Origin of the sequence: Dermacoccus sp. PAMC28757, assembly GCF_014302635.1 — a bacterium.
GTDB lineage: Bacteria > Actinomycetota > Actinomycetes > Actinomycetales > Dermatophilaceae > Dermacoccus > Dermacoccus abyssi.
The window spans coordinates 1,519,246-1,541,728 of record NZ_CP060292.1 but is presented as its reverse complement, the minus strand read 5'-3'; the positions used below and the strand labels follow the sequence as shown (position 1 = coordinate 1,541,728).

The following is a 22,483-nucleotide window of genomic DNA, read 5'->3' as shown; positions in this document are numbered from 1 at the left end:
GAACCATCGCCCCCGGCCACTGCCTCACGTTCGGAAGATCCCTCACCACAGCCCTTCCAGCTGCTGCGCACGGTGCCGAAGGGTGTGCTCGGCGAGGGTGCGACGACGTGCCGCTTCCCTCAATGCAACGAAGCCTTCCGGTCTTGCCTCCACTCGGCGGGCGATCTCAACGAGTTCCTCGGCGTTCTCGAACACCAACACTTCCTCACCAGTAACGTAAACCTCGCTGACGTCGGCTCGGTCCACGAGCTGCACGCCGCCGCTGCCGGCAGCCTCGAACGTGCGCATCGTGAATCCGTCCTGGTCGCCGTGAATGTTGAGCGTGGCAATCGAGTTCCGCATGATCGCGTGTGCGACGGGTCCCGGCGTGTCACGACCGTTCGGCAAACCACTGGAGGAAAGGCGCCACGTACGAGCACGATCGAAGGGATGGTCCGACCACCCGCGTCCCCAGGCACGCACCGGGATTCCTGCCTCGTGCAGGGCAAGAAGCGCGCCGTGACGCTTGGGAGATGGCGCGCCGAGAAAGCTCACGACACCGATTCCCTCGGTGCTCGCATTGGGCTCGGCCGTGTCGTCATAGCCGAGCGGAACGTGGAGTGCCTCGATCCCCTCGGCCACCAAAGCCTGCACGTCGAGTGGGCTGTAGCTCGCGATGCGCGCGTACTTCGAAACGAGCGAAGCGTCGAACGCCGTCCTCCGCATCTCGTCGTACATCCACACGACCACGGGTCGCCCACCTGCGGACGCGACCTGCCAGAACTCCTCCGTGAGCGTGTCGCCGCGAACGACGAGGACGACGTCCGGCGCCACGTCGCGGACGCGCTCAGCCGCCCGCCGTGAAGAGGTGTCCGCGGATTGGTGCGCGTCGCCCCCGACGAGCTTCGTCGGCAGCTCGTAGCGCAGCTTGTTCCAGACCTTCTCGGCCGTCGAGTCAACCGCGTCGTAGCAGTACGTCACGGCGTCGTAACCGAGCTTCTCGAACGCTCGCGCGATCGCTGCGTGGTAGCCGTGGAAGCTCGGCGACACGATGAGCATTCGCCGCGTCATGCGGTCACTCCCAATTCACGCGCGGGCACTCCCCCGACAACAGCGCCCGCAGCAACGTCACTATTCACCACGGCACCAGCGGCGACCGTGGCCCCGTCCCCGATCGAGACACCGCCCAGCACGACGACGTTCTGGCCCAGGAACACGTCGTCACCAATGGTGATCGGTCCCGTCCCGTGAACCTGGTGTCGGTCGCGGCGGTCGTGGTCGGTCGTCGAGACCATGACGTTGTCGGCGAAGACGCAGCCGCGTCCGATGACCACGGGGTCGATCGAATGCAGGTGTGCGCGGTGTCCGATGTAAGTGTCGTCTCCGATCCGCAAGGACGAGACCTCGTTCTCCGTGGCAAGCCACGCACCGTCACGCACCAGCACGCCGTCGCCGAGGTGGATGCGATCAACGCCCCGGAGATACAGGGGTGCCATGATCACGCTCCCCGCACCGAGCCCGCCGAATGCTCGACGCAGAATCGGTGCCCGGAGTTGAGCCCGGCGATAGCGCAGGCCGGCGCCCTTCTCCACGAGAAGTTGTGCCACGTTCATCGACGGTTCCTCCAGGCATGACGTACAAGAGAGATCTGACGCTCATAGCCGCCGCGGGCGTCCACGTCGCGCCCAGCGAGCGCACGCGCCGAGTTCCACGCAAGGTTGACCACGGCCGCGGAGCCGAGCCCGAGGGCGAGGCCGGGCCCGCCGTGCCACTTCTCGTGGTAGCGCAGACGCGCGTCCATGAGCCACTGCGAGCGCCGAGCAGAATCGGACGATCCGCCACCGATGTGGCGAATGAGTGGGGCGGGCAGAATGACGGTTGGGAGGCCGCGACGATGCAGGCGGCGCTGAAGGTCGACTTCTTCACAGTTCATGAAGAAGTCCTCGTCGAAGCCACCGACTGCGCGGAAGGCATCCGCCGGCATGAACAGGCAAATGCCCGTTGCCCAGTCCGTCGGCATGGCCACTGGCGCGTCCCACGAACTGAGGTCGTTACCGAGTTGCTTCTCGAACCACGGCCGACCGTGGAAGCGCGCAAGCGGCTCGAGGTTCTCGAGGACGACGTGGCGTGCGCGCGGCCAGAGCCGTCCAACGCAGCGCGAACCGAACGGCTCCTCCACGCGGGTGGCGACGACGGCCGGCATCCATAGCTCCGCGCCGTCGACCAGCTCGGCGAGGAAGCTCTCCTCGATCGTGATGTCGCTGTTGAGTACGAGCAGGAGATCGTGCTCGGCAACCGCGACGCCGGAGTTGACCGCCGAGCCGAAACCCCCGTTGCGGTCGCGACGAACGACGTCGCACCCGTCGGCTGTGAAGGGCTCAGGGGACGCGTCATCACTGACGATCACCTGAACGGCTCCTTCGTAACGCTGTGCAGCGAGCTGCGCGAGGAGATCACGCGTCGGTTGCGGGTCGCCGTAGTGCGGCACGACGATGCTGAGCGCCGGTCTCACAGTGTGGCTCCTCGGCTCGGTGACGGCTGGTGCTTCTTGGGTGAGGTCTGCTCCGGATCGACGAACTCGAGATGCTGCCAGGCCCACACGTCGTCACGCTCGATCGGTGTGCCGAGGCGGTACGCGACGGCGATGCCGAGGATGAGGAAGGCAGCAGGAGTCATGAGGGTCTCACCGAGCTTCCACGCGCAGACCATCATGGCGATCGTCGCGCCCTCGGCGACGAGCAACTCGCGACTGATGTGCAGGCGACGATCGAGGAGCCCGACGCCGAGCAGGAGGAACGCCCCTGTGACGATCCACAGGTTCGGATAGCCACCCTCGACGAAGGCCTGGACGTAGGAGTCGTGGAACCACTGCGGTCGCGTTCCGATGACGACCTGGCCCTCGTTGAGCCCGAGTCCGTACCAGGGAGTGATGTCAGCCTTTGACTGCATCGCCAGTTCGACCTGTTCGCGATACCAGTCACTTCCCGTGCGATCACCGAACACCTTCGACTCGGCCAGGTTGTTCACCGCCCACGTCAGGGTGACGAGGCCGAGGGCCGCGTAGATGAGCCGATAACTGACGCCCACCCGATTGCGGAACGCCAACCAGGCAAGTGCTCCCAGGTAGGCAGCGATGGACGTGCGCGATCCCGTGGCGAACAGAAGCCCGAAGGAGACGACGATCCATGCGAGGCTCGTGAAGCGACCTCTCAAGGCCAGGAGCCCGAGAATGCCCCAGACGACGTAGTACAGGCCCGCGACGTTCTTGTCGCCGTAGAAGCCGGTGAGATACGGGGGATAGTTGTTCGGTGTGAGGCCGGCGTAGAAGAGCGGAACGTTGACCACGGCACCCAGGCACCCGCCGATGACGAGCGAGCGCACGTTGATGCGCCCCGTGGCCAACACGGAGCACAGGAGCAGAAGCAGGGCGAACTTGCCGATGCGCTGCGTCCAGGGCTGGCCGTTGAGCATCGACACGACCACGAGGAACACGAGCAGCGCCATGCCGAGGAGAAAGAGCAGGCTGCCCCATTTCACCTTCAGCGTCGAGGGCCGAAAGACACCCACGGCGATGACCGCCACCGCCGCGGCCACACCGCCCGGCAGCGTCGCGGTGATCGGGTAGCCCGCCCACATGAAGAGGAACCCGAGAAGGCAGTCGAGCAGCACGATGGGGCCGGCGAAGGTGCGCACGCTGTGCCCGACGGCCAGGAGACGCCGCTCGAGGGCACCGGATGGGGCGTCGTGGACGGACCTGTGCTCCTCCATCGCGCCCGGCTCTGCTGGGTCGCGCACGCCTGGGCTATCACCCCTGACGCCGCCGCGGACGTTCGCACCGCCTCCGTCTGAGAGAAGGCGGCCCCACGCAGACTCCTGCTCGAAACGGGTCATGCCGTCACCTCGTCGAGAAGGCGGACATCGAGCAGATGCGGCACGAAGGCCTCGACATCGCACCGGACAGCGGTGACATCGACTTCGTGTTCTCCTGCGATGCGGTCCGCGACCTGCTCCGTCGAGGCCGCCCCATCGGCTGCCTGCCAGATGACGTAGCCGTGGACGGACAGGCCGTGCGGCTCGCGGCTTCCGACGCGAAGGGCCCAGAAGCGCTCGTGGGTTTCGTCGTAGGTGACGGCGACGTCACCAGGGATTCGCCAGGTCATCGTTGCCCCTGCTTGCGTCGTCGTCGCGCGGAGCTGACGAGGTCGCCGACGGCTGTGCGCAGACGGAGGCGGTAAGCGTGGGCGTACTCACGGGTCGTCGGTTCGTGCCCCAGATCGAAGCGCAGCAGGTCTGCGTTGACGGAGACGAGACCCCGAAGAACGAGCATCTTGGCACGCACTCCTGTGGCTGCTTCGTAGCGGCCCCACCACTCCTCCCAGCGGCTCTGCTCGCCACGGACGAAGTAGCGCCACAGTGCGTACCCTGGTCGGCTGCGGAAGTTCTCGAGCTGGCCCAGGGCAGCCGCGAGCGCGAGCTCGGCGTCGAATTGCTTCGCGAGGTCACGGATACGACGACGGGTGGCCTCGTCGGAGTCGGCCCAACCCGCCTCGAGGTCACGTGTCGAACCAGACCCGCTGCGTGCGTGGTGAAGAAGGAGAATGAGTCGCTGATCGTCCAAGGAGGGCACCGGACACGGAACCTCGGCGATCGACATCTCCTCGTGCCGACTCCAGAGGGTTTCGAAGGCTTCGACAGGCGACACCTCGAAACCAGGCCAATGCCGGTGCAGGTCGATGAGCCCCAGTTCGTGGCGCATGTTGGTGGCGTGCCCGAACGCCGAGCCTTCCTCGAAACCGGTCAGCCTCTCCCACCCCAGGGTGGAAAGGGCGTCGAGGAACGGAGCTACGTCGTCCGGATGAACGAGGACGTCGACGTCGAAGCTCGTTCCGTGCCCACGCCGAAGACCCTCGTGCACCGCTGCGCCCTTGAGGTGCAGCACGCGGACACCGCACTCCTGCGCCACGAGTTGGACGTAGCCGTGCAGCAGCTCGAGGCGCACCCGATCAGGCACGTCGACTGCTGCGCCCCAGGCCTCTGCGACCTTGCCGTGACCTATCTGAACCATGCCGGTCCAGCTCAAGAGGTGAGGCCGCGGCGGCCGAGCTCGTCGAGAGCAGAATCCCAGGCGCTCGAGTCTGCCCCCGGCACCTCCCACGAACGAGTGATGAAGTCGGTGACAGCGTCCTCACTCGAGAGGGAGGGTAAGGGCGCACCCGAGGAACGCAGCGCCGTGAGGTCAGCGACAGCGTGGTCGATGTCTCCTGCGCGGTGGACGTCCACATGTTCCGGAGGCGGACTCTCCAGAGGCGCTGCACGCCGTGCCGTCTTTGCCAGGTGGGTGAGGGTCATCCGTTCTCCCGTGCCGGAGTTCAGCACGCGCGGCGTGCCAGGCGCGGTCGGATGTTCGACCAGCCAGGCGATGAGCGCTGCGACGTCGCTCACGTGCACGAAGTCACGTGTCGCCGTTCCGTCGCCGTACACCGAGAGGGGCCGCCCCTCTCGCAGCCGGGCGAGAAAGGCCGCAAGCACCCCCGTGTAGGGGTTGTGCAGCGCCTGGCCGAAGCCCACGACGTTCTGCGGGCGAACGACGTCCACAGGAATCTCGCGGGCGTACTCGCCGAGAAGCTGCTCGCCGAGCGACTTCGTCTCGCCGTAGACGGAGACGGGGCGGTGCGGGTCGCTTTCACGCGACGCGGCCGGCACCGCCTTCGCACAACACGGCTCGGCATAGGAGTCGCCGTGTTCCGGGCAGGAGAAGCGTCCGTTGCCGTAGACAGCTCGCGAGGACATCGCAACGAGGGGCACGCCCCAGGCGCGCGCGGCCTCCGCTGCGCGTCGGGTGCCTTCGACGTTGACGAGCCGGTAACGATCCTGCTCGTACATCGACTGGCCGGTACCGGTCTCAGCGGCGAGATGCACGACCGCCTCGGGGCGATCGAGCCGGCCCCAGGCATCCGGGTCACTCACGTCAGCGCGGATCACTTCGCCGGGAAAGCGCGACGCGGCCGCGTCAGGGTCCGCGTGAACCTGTGCACTGAGCAGATCGAGCGCAACCACGTCGTGCTCAGGGGTGAGCGCCCGAGCGAGGTACTGCCCGATGAAACCGGTGCCTCCGGTGATGAGAATCGCCATGGTGCCTTCCGGTCTGACGTACGGGAGAGTCCAGTTTAGGCGTCGTCGAACCACTCCGAAACCAACGGTCTCAAGCGCGGCGCAGGCTTTCCGCGAGCGCGAGGCAATCGTCATAGTTCGGGAGCAGGCCCTGAGCAGCAGCTTCCTCGAGATTCGGCGCCGCGGCGTCCTTGGCCGAGACAACCGGCTCCAGGTCGGCAGGGAGGTCGAGGCCCACGCGGGGATCGAGCGGGTTGATGCCGTGTTCCCCCGTCGGGTTGTACGGCTGCGAGCACAGGTACACGGCCGTCGAGTTGTCTTCAAGGGCGACGAGGCAGTGCCCGAGGCCCTCGCTCAGGTACACCGCCACACGGGAGTCCGTGTCGAGTCTCACGCTCTCCCATTCACCGAACGTCGGTGAGCCGACGCGGATGTCCACGACGAAGTCCAGGAAAGAGCCACTCACCGCAGTGACGTACTTGGCCTGTGACGGGGGAACGTCGGCGAAGTGGATTCCACGCACCGCCCCGCGGGAGGAGACGGAGATGTTCGTCTGCACGACGCGCATCTCGTGGCCGATGTGTTCGGCTAGCTTGTCGCCGCGGAAGCCTTCCATGAAGACACCGCGGTCATCGGGGAACTGGCGTGGAGCGACGCGGTAGGCGCCTTCGATTCGCAGCGGCGTGATTTGCACGGGTCAGTACACCTTCGGCATGGGTCGGGGGTCGGACGCGATACGGGTGAGGTACGTGCCGTACCCGCTCTTCTCCAAGGGCGCGGCGAGATCGAGCAGCTGCTCGGTGGTGATCCACCCGTTGCGCCAGGCGACCTCCTCGATGCAACCGATCTTGAGGCCCTGTTGCTGCTCGACGACGGAGACGAACTGTGAGGCGGTCATGAGGCCCTCGAACGTACCCGTGTCGAACCACGCCGTACCGCGCGGCAGCACCTCGACGGTGAGTGTTCCCTCGTCGAGGTAGGCCTCGTTGAGCGACGTGATCTCGAGCTCTCCTCGCGGGCTGGGCTCCAGCGCCTTCGCGCGCTCGACGACTGTGTTGTCGTAAAAGTAGAGGCCCGGGACGGCGAAGTCCGACTTGGGCTCCTTCGGCTTTTCCTCGAGAGAGATCGCTGTACCGCTCTCGTCAAATTCGACAACGCCATAGGCGGTCGGGTTGGTCACGTGGTAGGCGAAGATGAGGCCCCCCTCGGAGGGGATACGGCGCTGGAGCGCCGTCCCCATTCCCGCACCGTGGAAAATGTTGTCGCCGAGCACGAGGCCGGCACTGTCACCGTCGAGAAATTCCTCGCCGAGGATGAATGCCTGCGCCAGCCCGTCCGGCGAAGGCTGCACCGTGTACTGGATGTTCATTCCCCAGGTGGTTCCGTCACCCAGGAGCCGCTGGAACTGCTCCGCGTCATGCGGCGTCGTGATGACGAGGATGTCGCGGATGCCCGCCATCATGAGCGTCGAGAGCGGGTAGTAGATCATCGGCTTGTCGTAGACCGGCATGAGCTGCTTGCTGATGCCGCGGGTGATGGGGTGCAGCCGTGTGCCCGAGCCCCCGGCCAGAATGATGCCCTTCATGCGGTTGAGCATACTGGCCGGGCTATGCCGAAGTCCTCGAAGATCGGGATGGCGCCCGCCCCCGTATACTTGCCGCCATGCGAGTTCTCGTCACCGGTGGAGCCGGATTCATCGGCAGCAACTTCGTCCACCTCACCCGCCGGGAGCGACCCGACGCGCAGATCACGGTGCTCGACAAGCTCACGTACGCGGGTACGACGCGCTCACTCGACGGTGTGGAGGACGACATCACCTTCGTCGAGGGCGATGTGGCCGACCGCGAACTCGTCGACCGCCTCGTAGCTGACTCCGACGTCGTCGTGCACTTCGCGGCGGAGAGCCACAACGACAACTCGCTCGCCGACCCGTGGCCGTTCGTCGACACGAACGTGCTCGGCACGGTCTCGCTTCTCGAGGCGGTGCGCAAGCACGAGGTGCGCTACCACCACATCTCTACCGACGAGGTCTACGGCGACCTCGAACTCGACGACCCGGCGCGCTTCACCGAGGCCACGCCGTACAACCCGTCGAGCCCCTACTCCTCGACGAAGGGCGCGAGCGACCTTCTCGTGCGCGCCTGGGTGCGGTCTTTCGGGGTCAAGGCCACCATCTCGAACTGCTCGAACAACTACGGCCCTCGCCAGCACGTCGAGAAGTTTATTCCCCGCCAGATCACGAACGTCATCGACGACGTGCGCCCGAAGCTCTACGGCGACGGTCTCAACGTGCGCGACTGGATTCACGTGGACGACCACAACTCGGCCGTGTGGGCCATCATCGAGCGCGGTCGTATCGGCGAGACGTACCTCATCGGCGCCGACGGCGAGGAGAACAACAAGACCGTCGTCGAGTCGATCCTGACGACGATGGGCAAGGACGCCGGAGACTACGACCACGTCACCGACCGTCCTGGTCACGACCGGCGCTACGCGATCGACCCGACGAAGCTGCGTGACGAATTGGGTTGGGTGCCGAAGTACACGACGTTCAGCGATGGACTGTCCGCAACCATCGACTGGTACCGCGAGAACGAATCCTGGTGGCGTCCGATGAAGGACGAGACCGAGGCGAAGTACGCGAAGACGCAGAAGATCGAGAAGCGTTGAGCCGCTGGGTCATCACCGGCGGAACGGGGATGTTCGGCACCGACCTCGCCGCGGTGGTTCGCGAGAGCGGGCACGAGGTTACGGCTTTGGGCTCGGCTGACTGCGACATCCGTGACCTCGAGGCCGCGCGAGCAGCCGCGGCCGGCGCTGATGTCGTCGTCAATGCGGCCGCCTACACTGCCGTCGACGCCGCTGAGTCCGACGAAGCCGCGGCCTTCGCCCTGAACGCCGTCGGTGCGCGCAACGTCGCCCGTGCCGCCCGCGGGGCGGGGGCACGTCTCGTGCACATCTCGACCGACTACGTCTTCGACGGCGGGGACAGCGAGCCCTACCCCGAGGATGCCCCGCAGGCACCTCGCTCGGTGTACGGACGCAGCAAAGCCGCCGGTGAGTGGGCCGTCCGAGCGGAGCACCCGGACGCCCTCGTTGTGCGCACAGCGTGGCTCTACGGCGAACACGGCCCCAACTTCGTGGCGACGATGCTCCGCCTTGCGCAGGCGCACGAGACGCTGAACGTTGTCGATGATCAGCACGGTCAACCGACGTGGACCCGCGACCTCGCGCACTACGTCGTCGACCTGATCGAGGCGAAGGCCCCGGGCGGGTACTACCACGGCACGAGCAAGGGCTCGACGACGTGGTACGAGTTCACGCGCGAGATCTTCCGCCTGAGCGGCCTCGACCCCGAGCGCGTCAACCCCACGACGAGCGAGGCATTCCCCCGGCCCGCGCATCGACCTGCGAACAGCGTGCTGGCGCATTCAGGCGGTCCGCCCCGTCCGGAGTGGCACGTTTCCCTCGCGGCCTACCTCCGGTCGACCTGCCGAGTCGGCGCAAGTTAGGCAGGGTCGCCATCGACTCCCCTACCGGCCGGATGTGACAAGAAACACATCCTTCCCGGAAACGTTCCAGGAGAGACCACTTGAGCCGGGAGCTCCCCCCGCGTCGCCCATTTGGTCGGACGTCATGCTTAACGCGCCCTACAATAGGGACGCAGCTACGACTACCGCAGGGAGAGAAATGAACGCGTCACACCACGGCATCACACGCAGGAGGGTGGTACGAGGCAGCGCCTGGGCTGCGCCGGCCATCGTGGTGGGCGCGGCCGCGCCACGGGCGGCTGCATCCCCGTGCCCGCCGGTCAGCTACACGATCGACTGGTCGAACTCGAGCTTCGTGCGAACGTCAAGCACAAAGGCGAGCATCCGGGCCACGAGCCAGAATGCGTCCGCGCCACCAATCACGTTGACGGTCACGGCCTCGTACACAGGCGCGATGAAATCCGGTACCGAGACTACCGGTGACACCAACCTCACCACAGTTGGTCAGGTCGGCGGCTCATTCACCAGCGGCCTGAAGATCCAGCAGACCGTCACCACACCGGATTATTCCACGCCTAAGCGCGCGGCCCGCGGTACGTACACCTTCGCGTTCACTGGAGCCGACGGCAAACCGGTCAGCGTGTCCAACCTGGCGTTCACCGTGACGGACATCGATAGCACGGAGGGGGATTTCTGGGACGTCGTCGAGCTGTCAGGCGCCTTCTCCTCCACTGCCGCCTCTGGCGTGACTGGCACGGGCACTACCGACTCCCCAGCCACGGCCGCCTCGAGCAACACCGCCTTCGCGGACACGACGTCGAGCGCCGGTAACCTCAACGTCACATACCAGGCACCCACGAGCAGCGTGACCCTCACCTACTGGAGCAACGCGCAAAGGTACTCGCGCGTCGACCGCAGCCAGGGCATCTACATCGCGGGCATGAGGTTCTCCGTCATCGCGAACAACTGCTGACGCCCCTCGGGGATCGAGTGCCTCACTCGGTGCTCGGCTGCATAGCCGCCCCGCAATGCGAACGAGAAGGCGGCCCACCACCCTGCACGGGTAGTGGGCCGCCTTCTCGTATGGCGCATCCTGCGTCAGGCCTGCTGCATGGCCTTCGTCAGGTTCTCGTCGATGGCGGCGAGGAAGTCCTGCGTGTTGAGGTAGGGCTGGTCCTTGCCGATGAGCAGGGCCAGGTCCTTCGTCATCTTGCCGCTCTCGACGGTCTCGATGCACACACGCTCGAGCGTCTCGGCGAACTTCGTCACCTCGGGCGTCTCGTCGAGCTCACCGCGCTTGGCGAGGCCACGCGTCCAGGCGAAGATCGACGCGATCGGGTTCGTCGACGTCTCCTTGCCCTGCTGGTGCTGACGGTAGTGACGCGTCACCGTGCCGTGCGCAGCCTCGGCCTCGACGGTTTTGCCGTCCGGCGTCATGAGGACCGACGTCATGAGGCCGAGCGAGCCGAAGCCCTGGGCCACGATGTCGGACTGGACGTCGCCGTCGTAGTTCTTGCAGGCCCAGACGTAGCCGCCCTCCCACTTGAGCGCCGCAGCGACCATGTCGTCGATGAGGCGGTGCTCGTAGGTGAGGCCGCGCTTGTCGAACTCGTCCTTGAACTCGCGCTCGAACACGTCCTGGAAGATGTCCTTGAACGCACCGTCGTACGCCTTGAGGATGGTGTTCTTCGTGGACAGGTAGACCGGAACGTTCCGCTCGAGGCCGTAGTTGAACGACGCGCGGGCAAAGTCCTCGATCGACTTGTTGTAGTTGTACATGCCCATCGCGACGCCGCCCTCTGCGGGGAACTCGGCGACCTCGTAGACGACCTTCTCGCCGCCGTCGGCAGGCGTGTAGGAGATCTCGACGGTGCCGGCGCCGGGAACCTTGAAGTTCTGCGACTTGTACTGATCGGCGTGAGCGTGGCGACCGATGATGATCGGCTTCGTCCAGCCCGGCACGAGGCGCGGCACGTTGCTCATGATGATCGGCTCACGGAAGATGACACCGCCGAGGATGTTGCGGATCGTGCCGTTCGGACTCTTCCACATCTCCTTGAGGCCGAACTCCTCGACGCGCGCCTCGTCGGGCGTGATCGTGGCGCACTTGACACCCACGCCGTACTCCTTGATGGCGTTGGCCGCGTCAACGGTGACCTGGTCGTCCGTGGCGTCGCGGTTCTCGATGCCGAGGTCGTAGTACTTGAGGTCGACGTCGAGGTACGGGTGGATCAGGCGGTCCTTGATGAACTGCCAGATGATGCGCGTCATCTCGTCACCGTCGAGTTCGACGACGGGGTTCTTGACCTTGATCTTCTCCATGCCTGTTTGGCTCCTGACTCTGCGACGTGGATGGTGATACCGCGTCCAGGCTATCCCTTCCCCGCGGGAGCCAGAAAGACGAGGCGGCGTCGGCGGGCGAGGAGCACGCAGAGGCATGGTCACAAACGGGCCGACGCTACCCCCGAGCACGAAAGTCGCACGTCTGACCTAAAGAGCCCGCGCCGATTTGTTCGTCGACACTTTGGTGACCGATCGACTCTTTCCGTATCCTCTGATGCGACTGTCAGCCCGCTTGGACGTCTCGACGCGGGAGGGAACGACTGCGAAGGAATCCTCGGTGGAGCTTCAGAGTTACCTGCGCGCGCTGCGCAAGCGGTGGCGCATCATTGTGGGCTGCACGCTCATCGCCTTGTCATTGGCCGCTCTTTTGACGCTCCTGACGCCGAAGACCTACAGCTCGAGCATCCGGTTCTTCGTCTCCACAGCCGATGCGTCGGACAACTCCCAGCTCGCGCAGGGCGGCACGTTCACCCAGGCGCGCGTCAAGAGCTACACCCAGCTCATGACGACGCCGCAGGTGCTCGGCCCGGTGGCCAAGGAGGTGGGCATCAAGGACGGCGCATCCAGCATCGAGCCGAAGGTCGCCGCGAAGGCCGCGCCCGACACCGTCATCATCGACACGACGGTGACGGACACGAACGCCAAGCGCGCCACCGCCATCGCGACGTCTCTCGGCAAGCAGTTCCCGAAGTCGGTCGACGAACTCGAGCGCGTCTCCGCGTCCAAGCCCAGCCCGGTCAAGGTCTCCCTCGTCCAGACACCCACCAAGGGGGTGAAGGTGGGCCCGAGCTGGCCCATGAACCTTCTCCTCGGTGCGCTGCTCGGCCTCCTGGGCGGCACGGCGCTGGCTCTCCTGCGTGACCGTCTCGACACGAAGATCCGCAACAAGGCCGACGTCGAGGCCGCAGCCGAGGACGTCACCGTGCTCGGCGCGATTCCCTACGACAGCGACGCCCCCAAGCACCCCCTCATCCTCCAGGCGAACCCGCACTCCTCGCGCGCGGAGGCCTTCCGTTCGTTGCGCACCAACCTGCAGTTCGTCGACGCGACCGACCACCCTCAGGTGATCACCGTCACCTCCTCACTGGCCGGTGAGGGCAAGACGACAACGACGGCCAACCTGGCGTTCGCGCTGGCCAACTCCGGCTCGAGCGTCTGCCTCATCGAGGGCGACCTGCGCCGCCCCCGCCTGCTGAGCTACCTCGGCCTCGAAGGCGGTGTCGGCCTCACCGACGTCCTCATCGGTCGAGTGGCCCTCAAGGACGTCGCCCAGCGCTTCGGCGAACACCGCCTCATGGTGATCGGTTCCGGCGCCACTCCCCCGAACCCCAGCGAACTGCTGGGCTCCGAACCGATGAAGGCCGTTCTCGACGACCTGCGGGGCCGCTTCGACTACGTCGTCATCGACGCTCCGCCGTTGCTTCCGGTGACGGACGCCGCCGTCCTCTCGCGCCGCACGGACGGCACGGTGCTCGTTGCCGGCGCCGGCATCGTCAATCGCGACCAGATGCTGGAGGCTCTCGACACTCTTGACGCAGTCAACGCGAACGTTCTCGGCATCGTCCTCAACCGCGTGCAACGCGGCAGCCGCGGCAACTACTACGACTACCGCTACGAGTCGTTCGAGAACGAGGAAGGTCCCCAAGCCGACCCGGAGGCCAAGGCCGTTGTCGAGGCGACCAGGAGCGGCGCAGGACGCACCGGCGGTGAGCCCGCGCCGCTACGCCGTCGGGAGCGCCTGGGCCGATGAGCCAGAGCACCGACGCGAAAGCATCAGCGCGCGCTCACGGCCGCACCCACCGCGAGCGCGATCGTGCTGTGCGGTACGGCTGGTTCGCGGTCGACCTTGTCGTCGTGCTCATTTCCGCCTTCATGGCCGCGTGGGTGCGCTACGACCTCGACGCCACCGCGTCGACGACCCAAGAGATCGCTCTCTTCGGTCTCCTGGCGGTCGTGGTGTATGCGGCCGTCGGCATGGTGATAGGTCCGTACGGTATCGGCCACATGCGAGGTTCGTTCGAGGAGACGTCCGATCTCATCCGCGCGATCCTCGTCACCGCCCTCGTTCTGGCCGTGGTGCGCCTCGTGTTCGGCGCACCCGATGTGCCACGCAGCCTTCCTTTCACCACACCGGTGTTCGCACTGCTGGGCATGTTCACGCTGCGCTTCCTCGTGCGTTCGTGGCGTTGGGGGCGTCAGACCGTGCGAGAGCAGGACGTGCGGGCCATCGTCTTCGGTGCGGGCCACATGGGGCGTCAACTCGTGCGCAATCTCCATCGCGACACGAGCGAGGGAGACAGGTACGTTCCTGTCGCTCTGCTCGACGACGACCCCGGCAAGCGTCGCCTCAGCATCGACGGTCTTCGCGTCAGCGGCACGCGGGACGACATCACCGATGTAGCCGAGCGCACCCAGGCGAAGGCCCTCATCATCGCGGCGACGACGATGCCCGGTGAAGACCTGCGTGAGATCAGTGACCTCGGGCGCCTGGCCGGCCTCGACGTTCTCATCCTCCCCCCGGTCAATGAACTCTTCCACGCGCCGCGAGGCGCCGACCTGCGTCACCTCAACCTCGAGGATCTCCTGGGCCGCCAACGCATCGAGCTCGACCAGACGGCCATCCGCAACTCCATCGCCGGAAAGCGCGTCCTCGTGACGGGCGCAGGTGGCTCCATCGGTTCCGAGCTGTGCCGTCAGATCGACCGCTACGGACCCGCGAAGCTCGTCCTTCTCGATCGCGACGAGTCGGCCATGCACGCGGCCCAGATGTCGATGACGGGCCGGGCACTGCTCGACGACGGCACCCTGGCGCTGTGCGACATCCGCGACCCCGACGCCCTACGCGTCATCTTCGAGCGGGAGAAGCCGCAGGTCGTCTTCCACGCGGCCGCACTCAAACACCTCACGCTCCTCGAGCAGTTCCCCGCCGAGGCCTGGAAGACGAACGTGCTGGGCACGCTCAACGTGCTCGAGGCGGCCCGCGCCGTCGGTGTCGAGACCTTCGTCAACGTCTCCACCGACAAGGCGGCTTGGCCCTCGTCCGTGCTCGGTTACTCCAAGCGCCTGGCGGAGCGCCTGACCGCATCGTTCGCCTCTGCCGGGAACGAGGAGACGTACGTGAGCGTGCGCTTCGGCAACGTGCTCGGCTCGCGCGGTTCAGTCATCACCGCCTTCACAGCCCAGATCGAGCGTGGCGGCCCGGTGACCGTGACGCACCCCGACGTCGAGCGGTTCTTCATGCTCATCCCCGAGGCGTGCCAGCTCGTGCTGCAGGCCTCGGCGATCGGCACCGACGGCGAGGTCATGGTGCTCGCCATGGGCAAGCCGGTAAAGATCGTCGAGGTGGCCCGCACTCTCATCGAGATGTCGGGCAAGCACGACGTGGAGATCCAGTACACGGGGCTGCGCCCGGGCGAGAAGCTCTCGGAGCAGTTGTTCACGCCGGGCGAGCAGATTCAGACCTCCGAGCACCCGCTCGTCTCGCACGTCGAGGTGCCTGCGATCGACGCAGGTGACGTGCGCGGCCAGCGCTTCGACACACCGGCCCAGGCGCTCACCTGGATGGTCGAGCAGTCGGGCGGCCACCGCGACCACGACCCGAGTGCGGACATCGACATCACCGCTGAGGGGCCCAATCTGGGCCCCGACACCGCGACGAACGAGCACGAAGAGAGCATCCGATGAACGAGCGCATCCACCTGTCGAAGGCCACCGTCACGGCGCGTGAAGAAGAACTGGTGGTCGAGGCCCTGCGCTCGGGGTGGGTTGCCCCACTCGGGCCGATGGTCGACCGTTTCGAGGCCGAGATCGCCGAGTACACCGGCGTCGCAGGCGCACTGGCGCTCTCGTCGGGCACCGCCGCACTCCATCTGGCGCTGCTCCACCACGGCGTCGCCCCCGGAACGGTTGTTGTCGTCCCGACCATGACGTTCGCCGCTACCACGAACGCCATCAAGTACACCGGCGCAGAGCCCGTCTTCGTCGACGCCCAGGCGAGCGACGCCAACGTCGACGTGGCTCGCCTGATCGAAGCTGTCGATACCCTCCGGGCCGAGGGTGAGAACGTTTCGGCCGTCGTCACGGTGGATCTGTATGGCCGTTCGGTCGACTACACGACGCTCTCCCCCGCCCTCGCCGAACGAGGCATTCCGCTCGTGGAGGACGCCGCCGAGGCGCTCGGCGCTTCGCTCGACGACACCTCGTGCGGCGCCTTCGGCTCGTGCGCGGCCGTCTCGTTCAACGGCAACAAGATCATGACGACCTCTGGCGGCGGAATGTTGCTGAGCAACGACACCGACCTTCTCGCCCGGGCCCGCTATCTCTCGACCCAGGCACGTCAGCCTGCGCCCTGGTACGAGCACACCGAGGTGGGCTACAACTACCGGATGTCGAACCTGCTCGCTGCGTTGGGCATCGGCCAGCTCGAGCGGCTCGACGCGATGATCGCGCGCCGCCGCGAGATCCGTGACCTCTACTCGGAGGGCTTCTCCGACCTCGACAACGTGCGTCTCCTCGGCCGCGGCGAGGGTCTCGACGACAGCCACGACAACTGCTGGCTGACCGGCGCCGTCGTTGAGGGCCGTGAGCCCGGCTTCATCGACGGTGTCGTCGAAGGGTTCAATGCACGCAACATCGAGGCTCGCCACCTGTGGAAGCCGATGCACCTGCAGCCCATGTACGCGGACGCTCGCGCCTTCGGTGGCCAGGTGAGCGAAGGCCTGTTCCACTCGGGGCTGAACCTGCCGTCCGGTGTCGACCTCTCCGACGACGACGTCGCCCGCGTCATCGCCACCTTCCGGGAACTGGTGGCCGGCTGATGCGCCGTCAGCCCCTCCTCAAGCGCGCCACGGACCTGGCCTTGACCGTGCCGGTATTCGCTGCGTCGTTGCCGGTCCAGGCGGGTATCGCGCTCGCAGTGCGCGCGAAGCTCGGCTCCCCGGTGCTCTTTCGTCAGGAACGCCCGGGGCGTGACGGCAAGCCGTTCACGATGATCAAGTTCCGCACGATGCTGCCCGTCGACGAGTCGCGCGGGTGGGTGACGGATGAGCAGCGAATGACATCGTTCGGCGCCTTCCTCCGTTCGACCAGCCTCGACGAACTCCCGACGTTGTGGAACATCGTCAAGGGCGACATGTCGCTCGTCGGCCCCCGCCCGCTGCTCATGGCCTATTTGGAGCGCTATTCCCCCGAGCAGGCGCGCCGCCACGAGGTGCGGCCCGGCCTGACGGGCCTGGCCCAGGTGAACGGACGGAACGCGATCTCGTGGGAAGAGAAGTTCGCCTACGACGTGCGATACGTCGACGACCACGACTGGCGCATGGATCTCGACATCCTGCTCAAGACCCTCAAGGGCGTCATTCGTCGCGAGGGCATCTCCGCCGATGGCGTCGTGACGATGCACGAGTTCATGGGCGGCTCGGGTGGAGTGGACGATCCGGATGTGAGCGAGACCGTGGCGGAGCAACATAGACTGGAGACGCGCAATGCGTGACATCGTCATCATCGGCTGCGGCGGTTTCGGCCGCGAGGTGCACGACATCATCGACGCGCTGAACGCGCAGGCCCCGAGGTACAACCTTCTCGGATACGCGGACGATGCCGCATCCGAGCGGAACACGGCCCTTGTGGAGCGTCGTGGTAGCCGTGTGCTGGGTAGCCTCGACGCTGTACTGGCCCAGTACGACGCAGCCGAGTTCGCCATTGGAATCGGCAGTCCGCAGGTTCGCAAGACGCTCGATACGAAGCTCGTCGAGGCCGGGTGGCGACCAGCGACCCTCGTCCATCCGAGCGCGACCTTCGGCGGTGACGTTCGGATCGGTGAGGGATCAATCATCTGTGCCGGCGTCCGCGTGACGACCAACGTGACTCTCGGACGCTCGGTGCATCTCAACCTCAATTCCACCGTCGGCCACGACGTCACGCTGCACGACTACGTGTCGGTCAACCCGCTCGTGGCCATCTCCGGGTGGGTCGAAGCGCACGAGGGCGTCATGTTCGGAACCCATTCGGCGATCTTGCAGAACCTCAGCGTGGGTGCCGGCTCCGTGATCGGCGCGAGCGCGTGTGCCGTCAGGGACGTGCCGGAGGGGGTTGTCGTCAAGGGGGTGCCGGCCAGATAGTGATTCGAAACCGCTAGGTGGTCGGTACCCCGCATCCGCCGATCAAGCAAGATGCCTCATCCGCTGCCCGAGCCCCCAGAAGAAGACACCAGTCAGAGTGTTCTGATCCGTACTCCGTAGAACCGCGACCGTGGAAGGTACATCGTCGCCATGGAATCACCCCGCAAGGCCGCCATCGTCAGCGCGACGATCCCCACGACGATCGACACGTTCCACCGCGAACTGATTCGGCAACTGGCGCTGACGCACGAGGTTCACGTCGTGTGCTCACCCGGCGCCGCTCTCGAGCGGTTGGTCCAGGAGACTGGCGTCATCCCCCACCCCATCCCCATGGCGCGCGAGATCGCGCCTGCGTCCGATGTCAGGGCCTTGATCACCTGGTTGAAGGTGCTGCGACAGGTCAAGCCGGACGTCCTCGTCACCACGACGCCCAAGGCGAGCCTGTTAGGCCACATGTGCGGTGCGGCAACGCGCGTCCCGCGACGCCTGTACTCGTGCGGTGGCCTGCGTCTCGAAGGCGACGTCGGCGTCCGCCGAGCCATCCTCGCCACGATGGAACGGATCACCGGCCGCTGCGCGACGGCCGTGGTCGTCAATTCACCCTCGCTTGCCCAGCGTTCACGCGAACTGCGCCTCTTCCCGCGCACCCGCCTGACGGCCACCGTCCCGGGCTCGTCGCACGGAGTGGACTCCGACCATTTCGTGCCGCGAGCTCGCAACACCGAACTTCTCGTCGAACTGGGGCTCGACCCCGAACAGCCTGTCTTGGGCTTCGTGGGCCGCCTCACGCACGACAAGGGCATCGACACCCTTATCGCTGGCATGGCCGAATTGGAACGATGCGGCGTTCATGTTCAGTTGCTCGTGGTCGGCCCCCAGGACGAGCCGGACTCGCAGACCTATCTCGAGCGGCTGCGTGCGCTGGCGTGTCCTGTCGCTGTGGTGGGTGCGACTCAGGACGTGCGCCCGTACTTCGCGGCGATGGACGTCCACGTGCTCCCCTCGCACCGCGAAGGATTCCCCAACGTCGTCCTCGAAGCTTCGGCCATGCGCCTGCCGACTGTCACGACGGACGCCACCGGATGCGTCGACAGCGTGGTGGACGGCACGACCGGGCGCGTCCACGCGGTCGGCGATGTCACAGGTTTCGCTGACGCGGTGAGCGACGCTCTTGAGGCCAAGGTCCGGATGGGCGACGCAGCGCGCGAATGGGTGGCGCGAGACTTCGCTCCCACACCCGTCGTCGCATCCCTGCTGCGCCCTCTGCGCATCGAAACCCGCGGTTCGGTGCTGCACGTAATCAACTCTCTCGCCACCGGAGGCGCCGAACGCCTAGTGGCCGAACTCGTATCCGGTCTGCGTGCCGACGGCTGGCACGCCGAATTGGCGTGCCTCGCCCCCGCTAGGGGCCCGGCGTTCGACACCGCGACGCGGGCCGGCGTGAGCCCGTACGTCCTCGGTACACACCGCTTCGACCCGAGGGCCTGGTGGCGCCTGGTTCGAATGGCGAAGTCCTACTCCGTCGTACACTCGCATCTGTTCCCCGCGTTCTGGGCGGCGGCCCTCACCAGCCCGATGAAGGTCCTCACCGAGCACAGCACCGAGAACTCCCGGCGCGGGGTCCCCGGTTGGGCCACCGCGGAGCGCGTGGTCTACCGGCGCTACCGCAAGCTCGTGGCCATCTCCGAGGGCGTCGCCGATTCACTTCGCTCCTACGTGCCGGACAAGGCGGATGATGTCGTGGTCATCCACAACGGCATCGACGTCGCCTCGTTCGCCTCCGAGCCCGGTGGGCGTTCGCAGGCCTTCTCCATCGTCACCATCGCGGGGCTGGACGCTCGCAAGCGTGTCGACGACGCCATTCGCGTGGTGAGCAACCTGCCGCTGGTCACCCTGACGATCGTCGGCGACGGCCCCGACCGCGGCGCGCTGGAGAAGATGGCGGCTGAGATCGCCCCCGGTCGAGTCACGTTCGCCGGCTTGCAAAGCGACGTCCGTCCGTTCGTGCGAGACGCTGACGTCTTCCTCAGCACCTCCGCGTACGAGGGTTTCGGTATCGCCGCCCTCGAGGCGATGTCCGCCGGAACACCTGTCGTCGGCCCGGATCTTCCCGGGTTGCGTGAGGTCGTCGCGGATACCGGCATCCTCTACCCGCCCGGAGACCTCGAGAGCGCGCGCTCCGCGTTGGAGGACCTCATGGGGGACGAGCCCAAGCGGGCCGCGCTCGCCTCCGCCGCCTGGGACAGGGCACCGATGTTCTCCCGTGAGAACACCGTGCGCCTACTGTCACAGCTCTACACCCAAGCCGAGGAGAGCGCATGAGCACCATGGTCGCCGTCAGCCCGACACTCCGCGGGGACATCGACGCACTACACGGGTTGTTCAATCGCCTGCGCGAGAGCGGTTTCCAACCGTGGGCCGTTCCTACCTCGGCTGGTGCCCAGCAGCGCGTCGACGCGAGTGGTCTGCCCAATGTGTCGATCGGGGCCAACCCCGGTTTCGGTGCGGCCGTCACATACGGTCTCACCCATGTCGGCGCGTGGGACTGGGCGCTCATCATCAATGATGACATCGAGTTGGACGCCGGCGCCCTGTCGAGCGTCACGTCGTCCCTGCCCAGCGGCGATGACGAGGTGATGATCTATCTCGACCCGGTGGCGCCCAAGTCCGTTCCGGGCCTCGCCTCTACCCTTGGGCAGGTCTCCTTGCTGTCGGCGGTAGCGCAACGCCTCCCCGCGGGCGCGGGCAGCGCGGAGCGGCGCGGGCAGTTCAGGCCGTTCAGCATCGTGCTCATCTCACGCGGCTTGTGGGAGCGACTCGGCGGGCTCGACGAGAGCTTGCCGTACACATTCGAGGACGCGGACTTCGCCCGGCGAGCCGGCGCGGTCAGCGCCGACGTACGTTACCCGACGCTCACCGGTGTGCGCCACCCCGCGTCGGCGACGAGCAGGCGCCACGTCGACACCGTACTCCCGGTGGCGGCCTGGTCGGCCATGTCCTACCTCGCCAAGTGGCACCTGCCCCGCCCGATTGCGCGCGGAGCCTGCGTGCTCGCGCTGGTCGCTCGGCTTCCGATAACACTGGTGGCCCCACTCGACCGGCGCTCACACGTACGCGGCGTCCTCTCCGCCGTCAAGGCTTTGGCGACGGACACCGCGCCAGCCCTACCGTTGTACGACAGCCTCTGATGTCCGGCCTGCCCGTCCGGCGGCTCGTCAGCTTCGTCGGCCTCCAAGGCCTGGCGGCCGTCGTCCCGTTGCTGGTGCTGCCTGCCATCAACGCGATCGTCGGAGCGCAAGGATGGGTTGCACTGAGCATCGGCTACGGCGTTGGCACGGCGGCAGCCGTCGTCTCGGCCTACTCATGGCCGGTCCTCGGACCGCACCGGGTGGCGGGTGCCGACCCGGGCGCAGCGGCCTGGGTGTACTGGGAGAGTCTCATCACCCGGTGCGCAGCGTGGCTCGTGGCAGCTGTGGCAGGTGCACTGGCGGCCGCACTGCTCGTCGAGGGCTCGCATCGGGTCCTGGCCGTGAGCATGGCCGTGGCCGTCACCAGTTGGGGCATGACACCGAGCTGGTTCTTCGTGGGCCGGGGTGACGCGCGTTCGGTCGCGCGCTACGAAACCATCCCCCGGCTCATCTCCTCGGCTGCCGCGATTCCGCTGATCTCGATGACCGGGCAGCCGCTGATCTACCCGGTATTAGTGCTCGCCGCCAGCGTCGGCTCACTCATGGCCGCCACCAGACGCATCATGAAGGCGGCCCGCGCGAGCGAGCGGCCTGCCGTGCCGTGGCGAGCCGGCCTGGCCGACCACGCCTCGTTGACCGCGGCGGGGCTCATCGGCACCGGTTACACCTCGCTCGTACTGCCCGTGGCGCGCTCGGTGCACCCTGGCACCCTCGAACTGTCCAACCTGGCCGCGGCAACGCGCATCCGAAGCATGGCCCAGATGGGCACGGCGGCGGTGGCGACGGGTCTGCAGGGCTGGGCGTCCGAGGGCGAGTCCGACGCAGTGAAGCGCGCTCACCGCCGTCGTGCTCTCGCCGCAACATCGGCCATTGGAGTGATCACGGCCCTCGTTCTGGCGCTCATCCTGCCCTTCGTCGGGCACTGGCTGTTCGGCGACGTCAGCGACATCTCCTGGGGTCTGAGCGTCGCCACGGCCACGGCGTGCATCCCATACGCGATGGCGTCGTCGCTGAGCTTCCACGTCCTGGCGCCGCTCGGGCGCTCACGCGTCATCAGCACATCACGCATCGCCGCAACATTCGTGGGGGTACCGGCGATCGCCATGGGTGCGGGCCTCCATGGGGCGGTTGGCGCGCTCATCGGCACAGCACTGGCCGAGTGCGTGGTCGTTTTCTGGCAACTTTGGTCGGTCTGGAGCTACCTGTTCCCGCCTCACTTGCGAGGACGCCATCGCTCCCTGTGACGTGAGCT

21 protein-coding genes are annotated in these 22,483 nt (G+C 66.6%); 11 read left to right on the top strand and 10 right to left on the bottom strand.

Annotated features, from left to right (window positions below):
* Nucleotides 1-42: 42 nt before the first annotated feature.
* The 9 genes from H7F30_RS07430 to rfbA form a co-directional block, all read right to left on the bottom strand.
* Nucleotides 43-1,050 (bottom strand): glycosyltransferase, encoded by a 1,008-nt coding sequence (locus H7F30_RS07430; protein ID WP_187037726.1) that lies wholly within the window; start codon nucleotides 1,048-1,050, stop codon nucleotides 43-45.
* Nucleotides 1,047-1,571, bottom strand: coding sequence for a DapH/DapD/GlmU-related protein (locus tag H7F30_RS07425; RefSeq protein ID WP_187037724.1), 525 nt, complete (start codon nucleotides 1,569-1,571; stop codon nucleotides 1,047-1,049). The genes H7F30_RS07430 and H7F30_RS07425 overlap by 4 nt, the downstream gene beginning before the upstream one ends.
* Nucleotides 1,572-1,588: 17 nt before the next feature.
* Nucleotides 1,589-2,491 carry a glycosyltransferase family 2 protein gene (locus tag H7F30_RS07420; RefSeq protein WP_187037722.1) on the bottom strand — a complete coding sequence of 301 codons (903 nt, stop codon included), beginning with the start codon at nucleotides 2,489-2,491 and terminating at the stop codon, nucleotides 1,589-1,591.
* On the bottom strand, nucleotides 2,488-3,774 hold the full coding sequence (locus H7F30_RS07415) for an O-antigen ligase (protein ID WP_129664673.1): 1,287 nt from the start codon (nucleotides 3,772-3,774) through the stop codon (nucleotides 2,488-2,490). Before H7F30_RS07415 ends, H7F30_RS07420 begins: the two co-directional genes overlap by 4 nt.
* A 92-nt stretch (nucleotides 3,775-3,866) precedes the next feature.
* A complete protein-coding gene (locus H7F30_RS07410; protein ID WP_129664675.1) occupies nucleotides 3,867-4,139 on the bottom strand; it encodes a PqqD family protein in 273 nt (90 codons plus the stop codon).
* On the bottom strand, nucleotides 4,136-5,044 hold the full coding sequence (locus H7F30_RS07405) for a nucleotidyltransferase family protein (RefSeq protein ID WP_187037721.1): 909 nt from the start codon (nucleotides 5,042-5,044) through the stop codon (nucleotides 4,136-4,138). The genes H7F30_RS07410 and H7F30_RS07405 overlap by 4 nt, the downstream gene beginning before the upstream one ends.
* An 11-nt stretch (nucleotides 5,045-5,055) precedes the next feature.
* A complete protein-coding gene (locus H7F30_RS07400; RefSeq protein WP_187037719.1) occupies nucleotides 5,056-6,111 on the bottom strand; it encodes an NAD(P)-dependent oxidoreductase in 1,056 nt (351 codons plus the stop codon).
* 70 nt (nucleotides 6,112-6,181) lie between these two features.
* Complete coding sequence (locus tag H7F30_RS07395) at nucleotides 6,182-6,784, bottom strand: dTDP-4-dehydrorhamnose 3,5-epimerase family protein (RefSeq protein ID WP_129664681.1); 603 nt, start codon at nucleotides 6,782-6,784, stop codon at nucleotides 6,182-6,184.
* Between the two features lie 3 nt (nucleotides 6,785-6,787).
* A complete protein-coding gene (rfbA, locus tag H7F30_RS07390; RefSeq protein WP_047312156.1) occupies nucleotides 6,788-7,675 on the bottom strand; it encodes a glucose-1-phosphate thymidylyltransferase RfbA in 888 nt (295 codons plus the stop codon).
* A gap of 77 nt (nucleotides 7,676-7,752) precedes the next feature.
* Here rfbA and rfbB point away from each other — a divergent pair, with 77 nt between their 5' ends.
* The 3 genes from rfbB to H7F30_RS07375 all read left to right on the top strand — a co-directional run bounded on the left by rfbB (nucleotide 7,753) and on the right by H7F30_RS07375 (nucleotide 10,554).
* Nucleotides 7,753-8,760, top strand: coding sequence for a dTDP-glucose 4,6-dehydratase (gene rfbB / locus H7F30_RS07385; RefSeq protein WP_047311823.1), 1,008 nt, complete (start codon nucleotides 7,753-7,755; stop codon nucleotides 8,758-8,760).
* Nucleotides 8,757-9,602 (top strand): dTDP-4-dehydrorhamnose reductase, encoded by an 846-nt coding sequence (gene rfbD / locus H7F30_RS07380; protein WP_047311822.1) that lies wholly within the window; start codon nucleotides 8,757-8,759, stop codon nucleotides 9,600-9,602. The genes rfbB and rfbD overlap by 4 nt, the downstream gene beginning before the upstream one ends.
* Before the next feature lie 433 nt (nucleotides 9,603-10,035).
* A complete protein-coding gene (locus H7F30_RS07375) occupies nucleotides 10,036-10,554 on the top strand; it encodes a hypothetical protein (protein WP_187037717.1) in 519 nt (172 codons plus the stop codon).
* A gap of 125 nt (nucleotides 10,555-10,679) precedes the next feature.
* Here H7F30_RS07375 and H7F30_RS07370 read toward each other — a convergent pair whose 3' ends face one another.
* Nucleotides 10,680-11,903, bottom strand: coding sequence for an NADP-dependent isocitrate dehydrogenase (locus tag H7F30_RS07370; protein ID WP_187037715.1), 1,224 nt, complete (start codon nucleotides 11,901-11,903; stop codon nucleotides 10,680-10,682).
* A gap of 298 nt (nucleotides 11,904-12,201) precedes the next feature.
* Between H7F30_RS07370 and H7F30_RS07365 the strand changes: the two genes are divergently transcribed.
* From H7F30_RS07365 to H7F30_RS07330, 8 genes are all read left to right on the top strand, one after another.
* Nucleotides 12,202-13,674 (top strand): polysaccharide biosynthesis tyrosine autokinase, encoded by a 1,473-nt coding sequence (locus tag H7F30_RS07365; protein WP_187037712.1) that lies wholly within the window; start codon nucleotides 12,202-12,204, stop codon nucleotides 13,672-13,674.
* On the top strand, nucleotides 13,671-15,608 hold the full coding sequence (locus H7F30_RS07360) for a nucleoside-diphosphate sugar epimerase/dehydratase (RefSeq protein WP_187037710.1): 1,938 nt from the start codon (nucleotides 13,671-13,673) through the stop codon (nucleotides 15,606-15,608). The genes H7F30_RS07365 and H7F30_RS07360 overlap by 4 nt, the downstream gene beginning before the upstream one ends.
* Complete coding sequence (locus tag H7F30_RS07355; RefSeq protein WP_187037708.1) at nucleotides 15,605-16,741, top strand: DegT/DnrJ/EryC1/StrS aminotransferase family protein; 1,137 nt, start codon at nucleotides 15,605-15,607, stop codon at nucleotides 16,739-16,741. The genes H7F30_RS07360 and H7F30_RS07355 overlap by 4 nt, the downstream gene beginning before the upstream one ends.
* Nucleotides 16,741-17,415: a sugar transferase gene (locus tag H7F30_RS07350; RefSeq protein WP_187037706.1), complete on the top strand. Its 675-nt coding sequence runs from the start codon at nucleotides 16,741-16,743 to the stop codon at nucleotides 17,413-17,415. Before H7F30_RS07355 ends, H7F30_RS07350 begins: the two co-directional genes overlap by 1 nt.
* A complete protein-coding gene (locus tag H7F30_RS07345; protein ID WP_187037704.1) occupies nucleotides 17,408-18,043 on the top strand; it encodes an acetyltransferase in 636 nt (211 codons plus the stop codon). The genes H7F30_RS07350 and H7F30_RS07345 overlap by 8 nt, the downstream gene beginning before the upstream one ends.
* Nucleotides 18,044-18,193: 150 nt before the next feature.
* Nucleotides 18,194-20,365 carry a glycosyltransferase gene (locus H7F30_RS07340; protein WP_187037703.1) on the top strand — a complete coding sequence of 724 codons (2,172 nt, stop codon included), beginning with the start codon at nucleotides 18,194-18,196 and terminating at the stop codon, nucleotides 20,363-20,365.
* A complete protein-coding gene (locus tag H7F30_RS07335) occupies nucleotides 20,362-21,231 on the top strand; it encodes a glycosyltransferase family 2 protein (protein WP_187037701.1) in 870 nt (289 codons plus the stop codon). Before H7F30_RS07340 ends, H7F30_RS07335 begins: the two co-directional genes overlap by 4 nt.
* Nucleotides 21,231-22,475, top strand: coding sequence for a hypothetical protein (locus tag H7F30_RS07330; protein ID WP_187037699.1), 1,245 nt, complete (start codon nucleotides 21,231-21,233; stop codon nucleotides 22,473-22,475). Before H7F30_RS07335 ends, H7F30_RS07330 begins: the two co-directional genes overlap by 1 nt.
* Nucleotides 22,476-22,483: the final 8 nt, after the last annotated feature.

Bases quoted from the DNA above. Each gene is read 5' to 3' on its own strand.
- H7F30_RS07430 (WP_187037726.1), bottom strand. From the start codon at position 1,050: ATGACGCGGCGAATGCTCATCGTGTCGCCGAGCTTCCACGGCTACCAC.
- H7F30_RS07410 (WP_129664675.1), bottom strand. From the start codon at position 4,139: ATGACCTGGCGAATCCCTGGTGACGTCGCCGTCACCTACGACGAAACC.
- H7F30_RS07405 (WP_187037721.1), bottom strand. From the start codon at position 5,044: ATGGTTCAGATAGGTCACGGCAAGGTCGCAGAGGCCTGGGGCGCAGCA.
- H7F30_RS07400 (WP_187037719.1), bottom strand. From the start codon at position 6,111: ATGGCGATTCTCATCACCGGAGGCACCGGTTTCATCGGGCAGTACCTC.
- rfbA (WP_047312156.1), bottom strand. From the start codon at position 7,675: ATGAAGGGCATCATTCTGGCCGGGGGCTCGGGCACACGGCTGCACCCC.
- rfbB (WP_047311823.1), top strand. From the start codon at position 7,753: ATGCGAGTTCTCGTCACCGGTGGAGCCGGATTCATCGGCAGCAACTTC.
- H7F30_RS07375 (WP_187037717.1), top strand. From the start codon at position 10,036: ATGAAATCCGGTACCGAGACTACCGGTGACACCAACCTCACCACAGTT.
- H7F30_RS07370 (WP_187037715.1), bottom strand. From the start codon at position 11,903: ATGGAGAAGATCAAGGTCAAGAACCCCGTCGTCGAACTCGACGGTGAC.
- H7F30_RS07360 (WP_187037710.1), top strand. From the start codon at position 13,671: ATGAGCCAGAGCACCGACGCGAAAGCATCAGCGCGCGCTCACGGCCGC.
- H7F30_RS07355 (WP_187037708.1), top strand. From the start codon at position 15,605: ATGAACGAGCGCATCCACCTGTCGAAGGCCACCGTCACGGCGCGTGAA.
- H7F30_RS07350 (WP_187037706.1), top strand. From the start codon at position 16,741: ATGCGCCGTCAGCCCCTCCTCAAGCGCGCCACGGACCTGGCCTTGACC.
- H7F30_RS07345 (WP_187037704.1), top strand. From the start codon at position 17,408: ATGCGTGACATCGTCATCATCGGCTGCGGCGGTTTCGGCCGCGAGGTG.
- H7F30_RS07340 (WP_187037703.1), top strand. From the start codon at position 18,194: ATGGAATCACCCCGCAAGGCCGCCATCGTCAGCGCGACGATCCCCACG.
- H7F30_RS07335 (WP_187037701.1), top strand. From the start codon at position 20,362: ATGAGCACCATGGTCGCCGTCAGCCCGACACTCCGCGGGGACATCGAC.
- H7F30_RS07330 (WP_187037699.1), top strand. From the start codon at position 21,231: ATGTCCGGCCTGCCCGTCCGGCGGCTCGTCAGCTTCGTCGGCCTCCAA.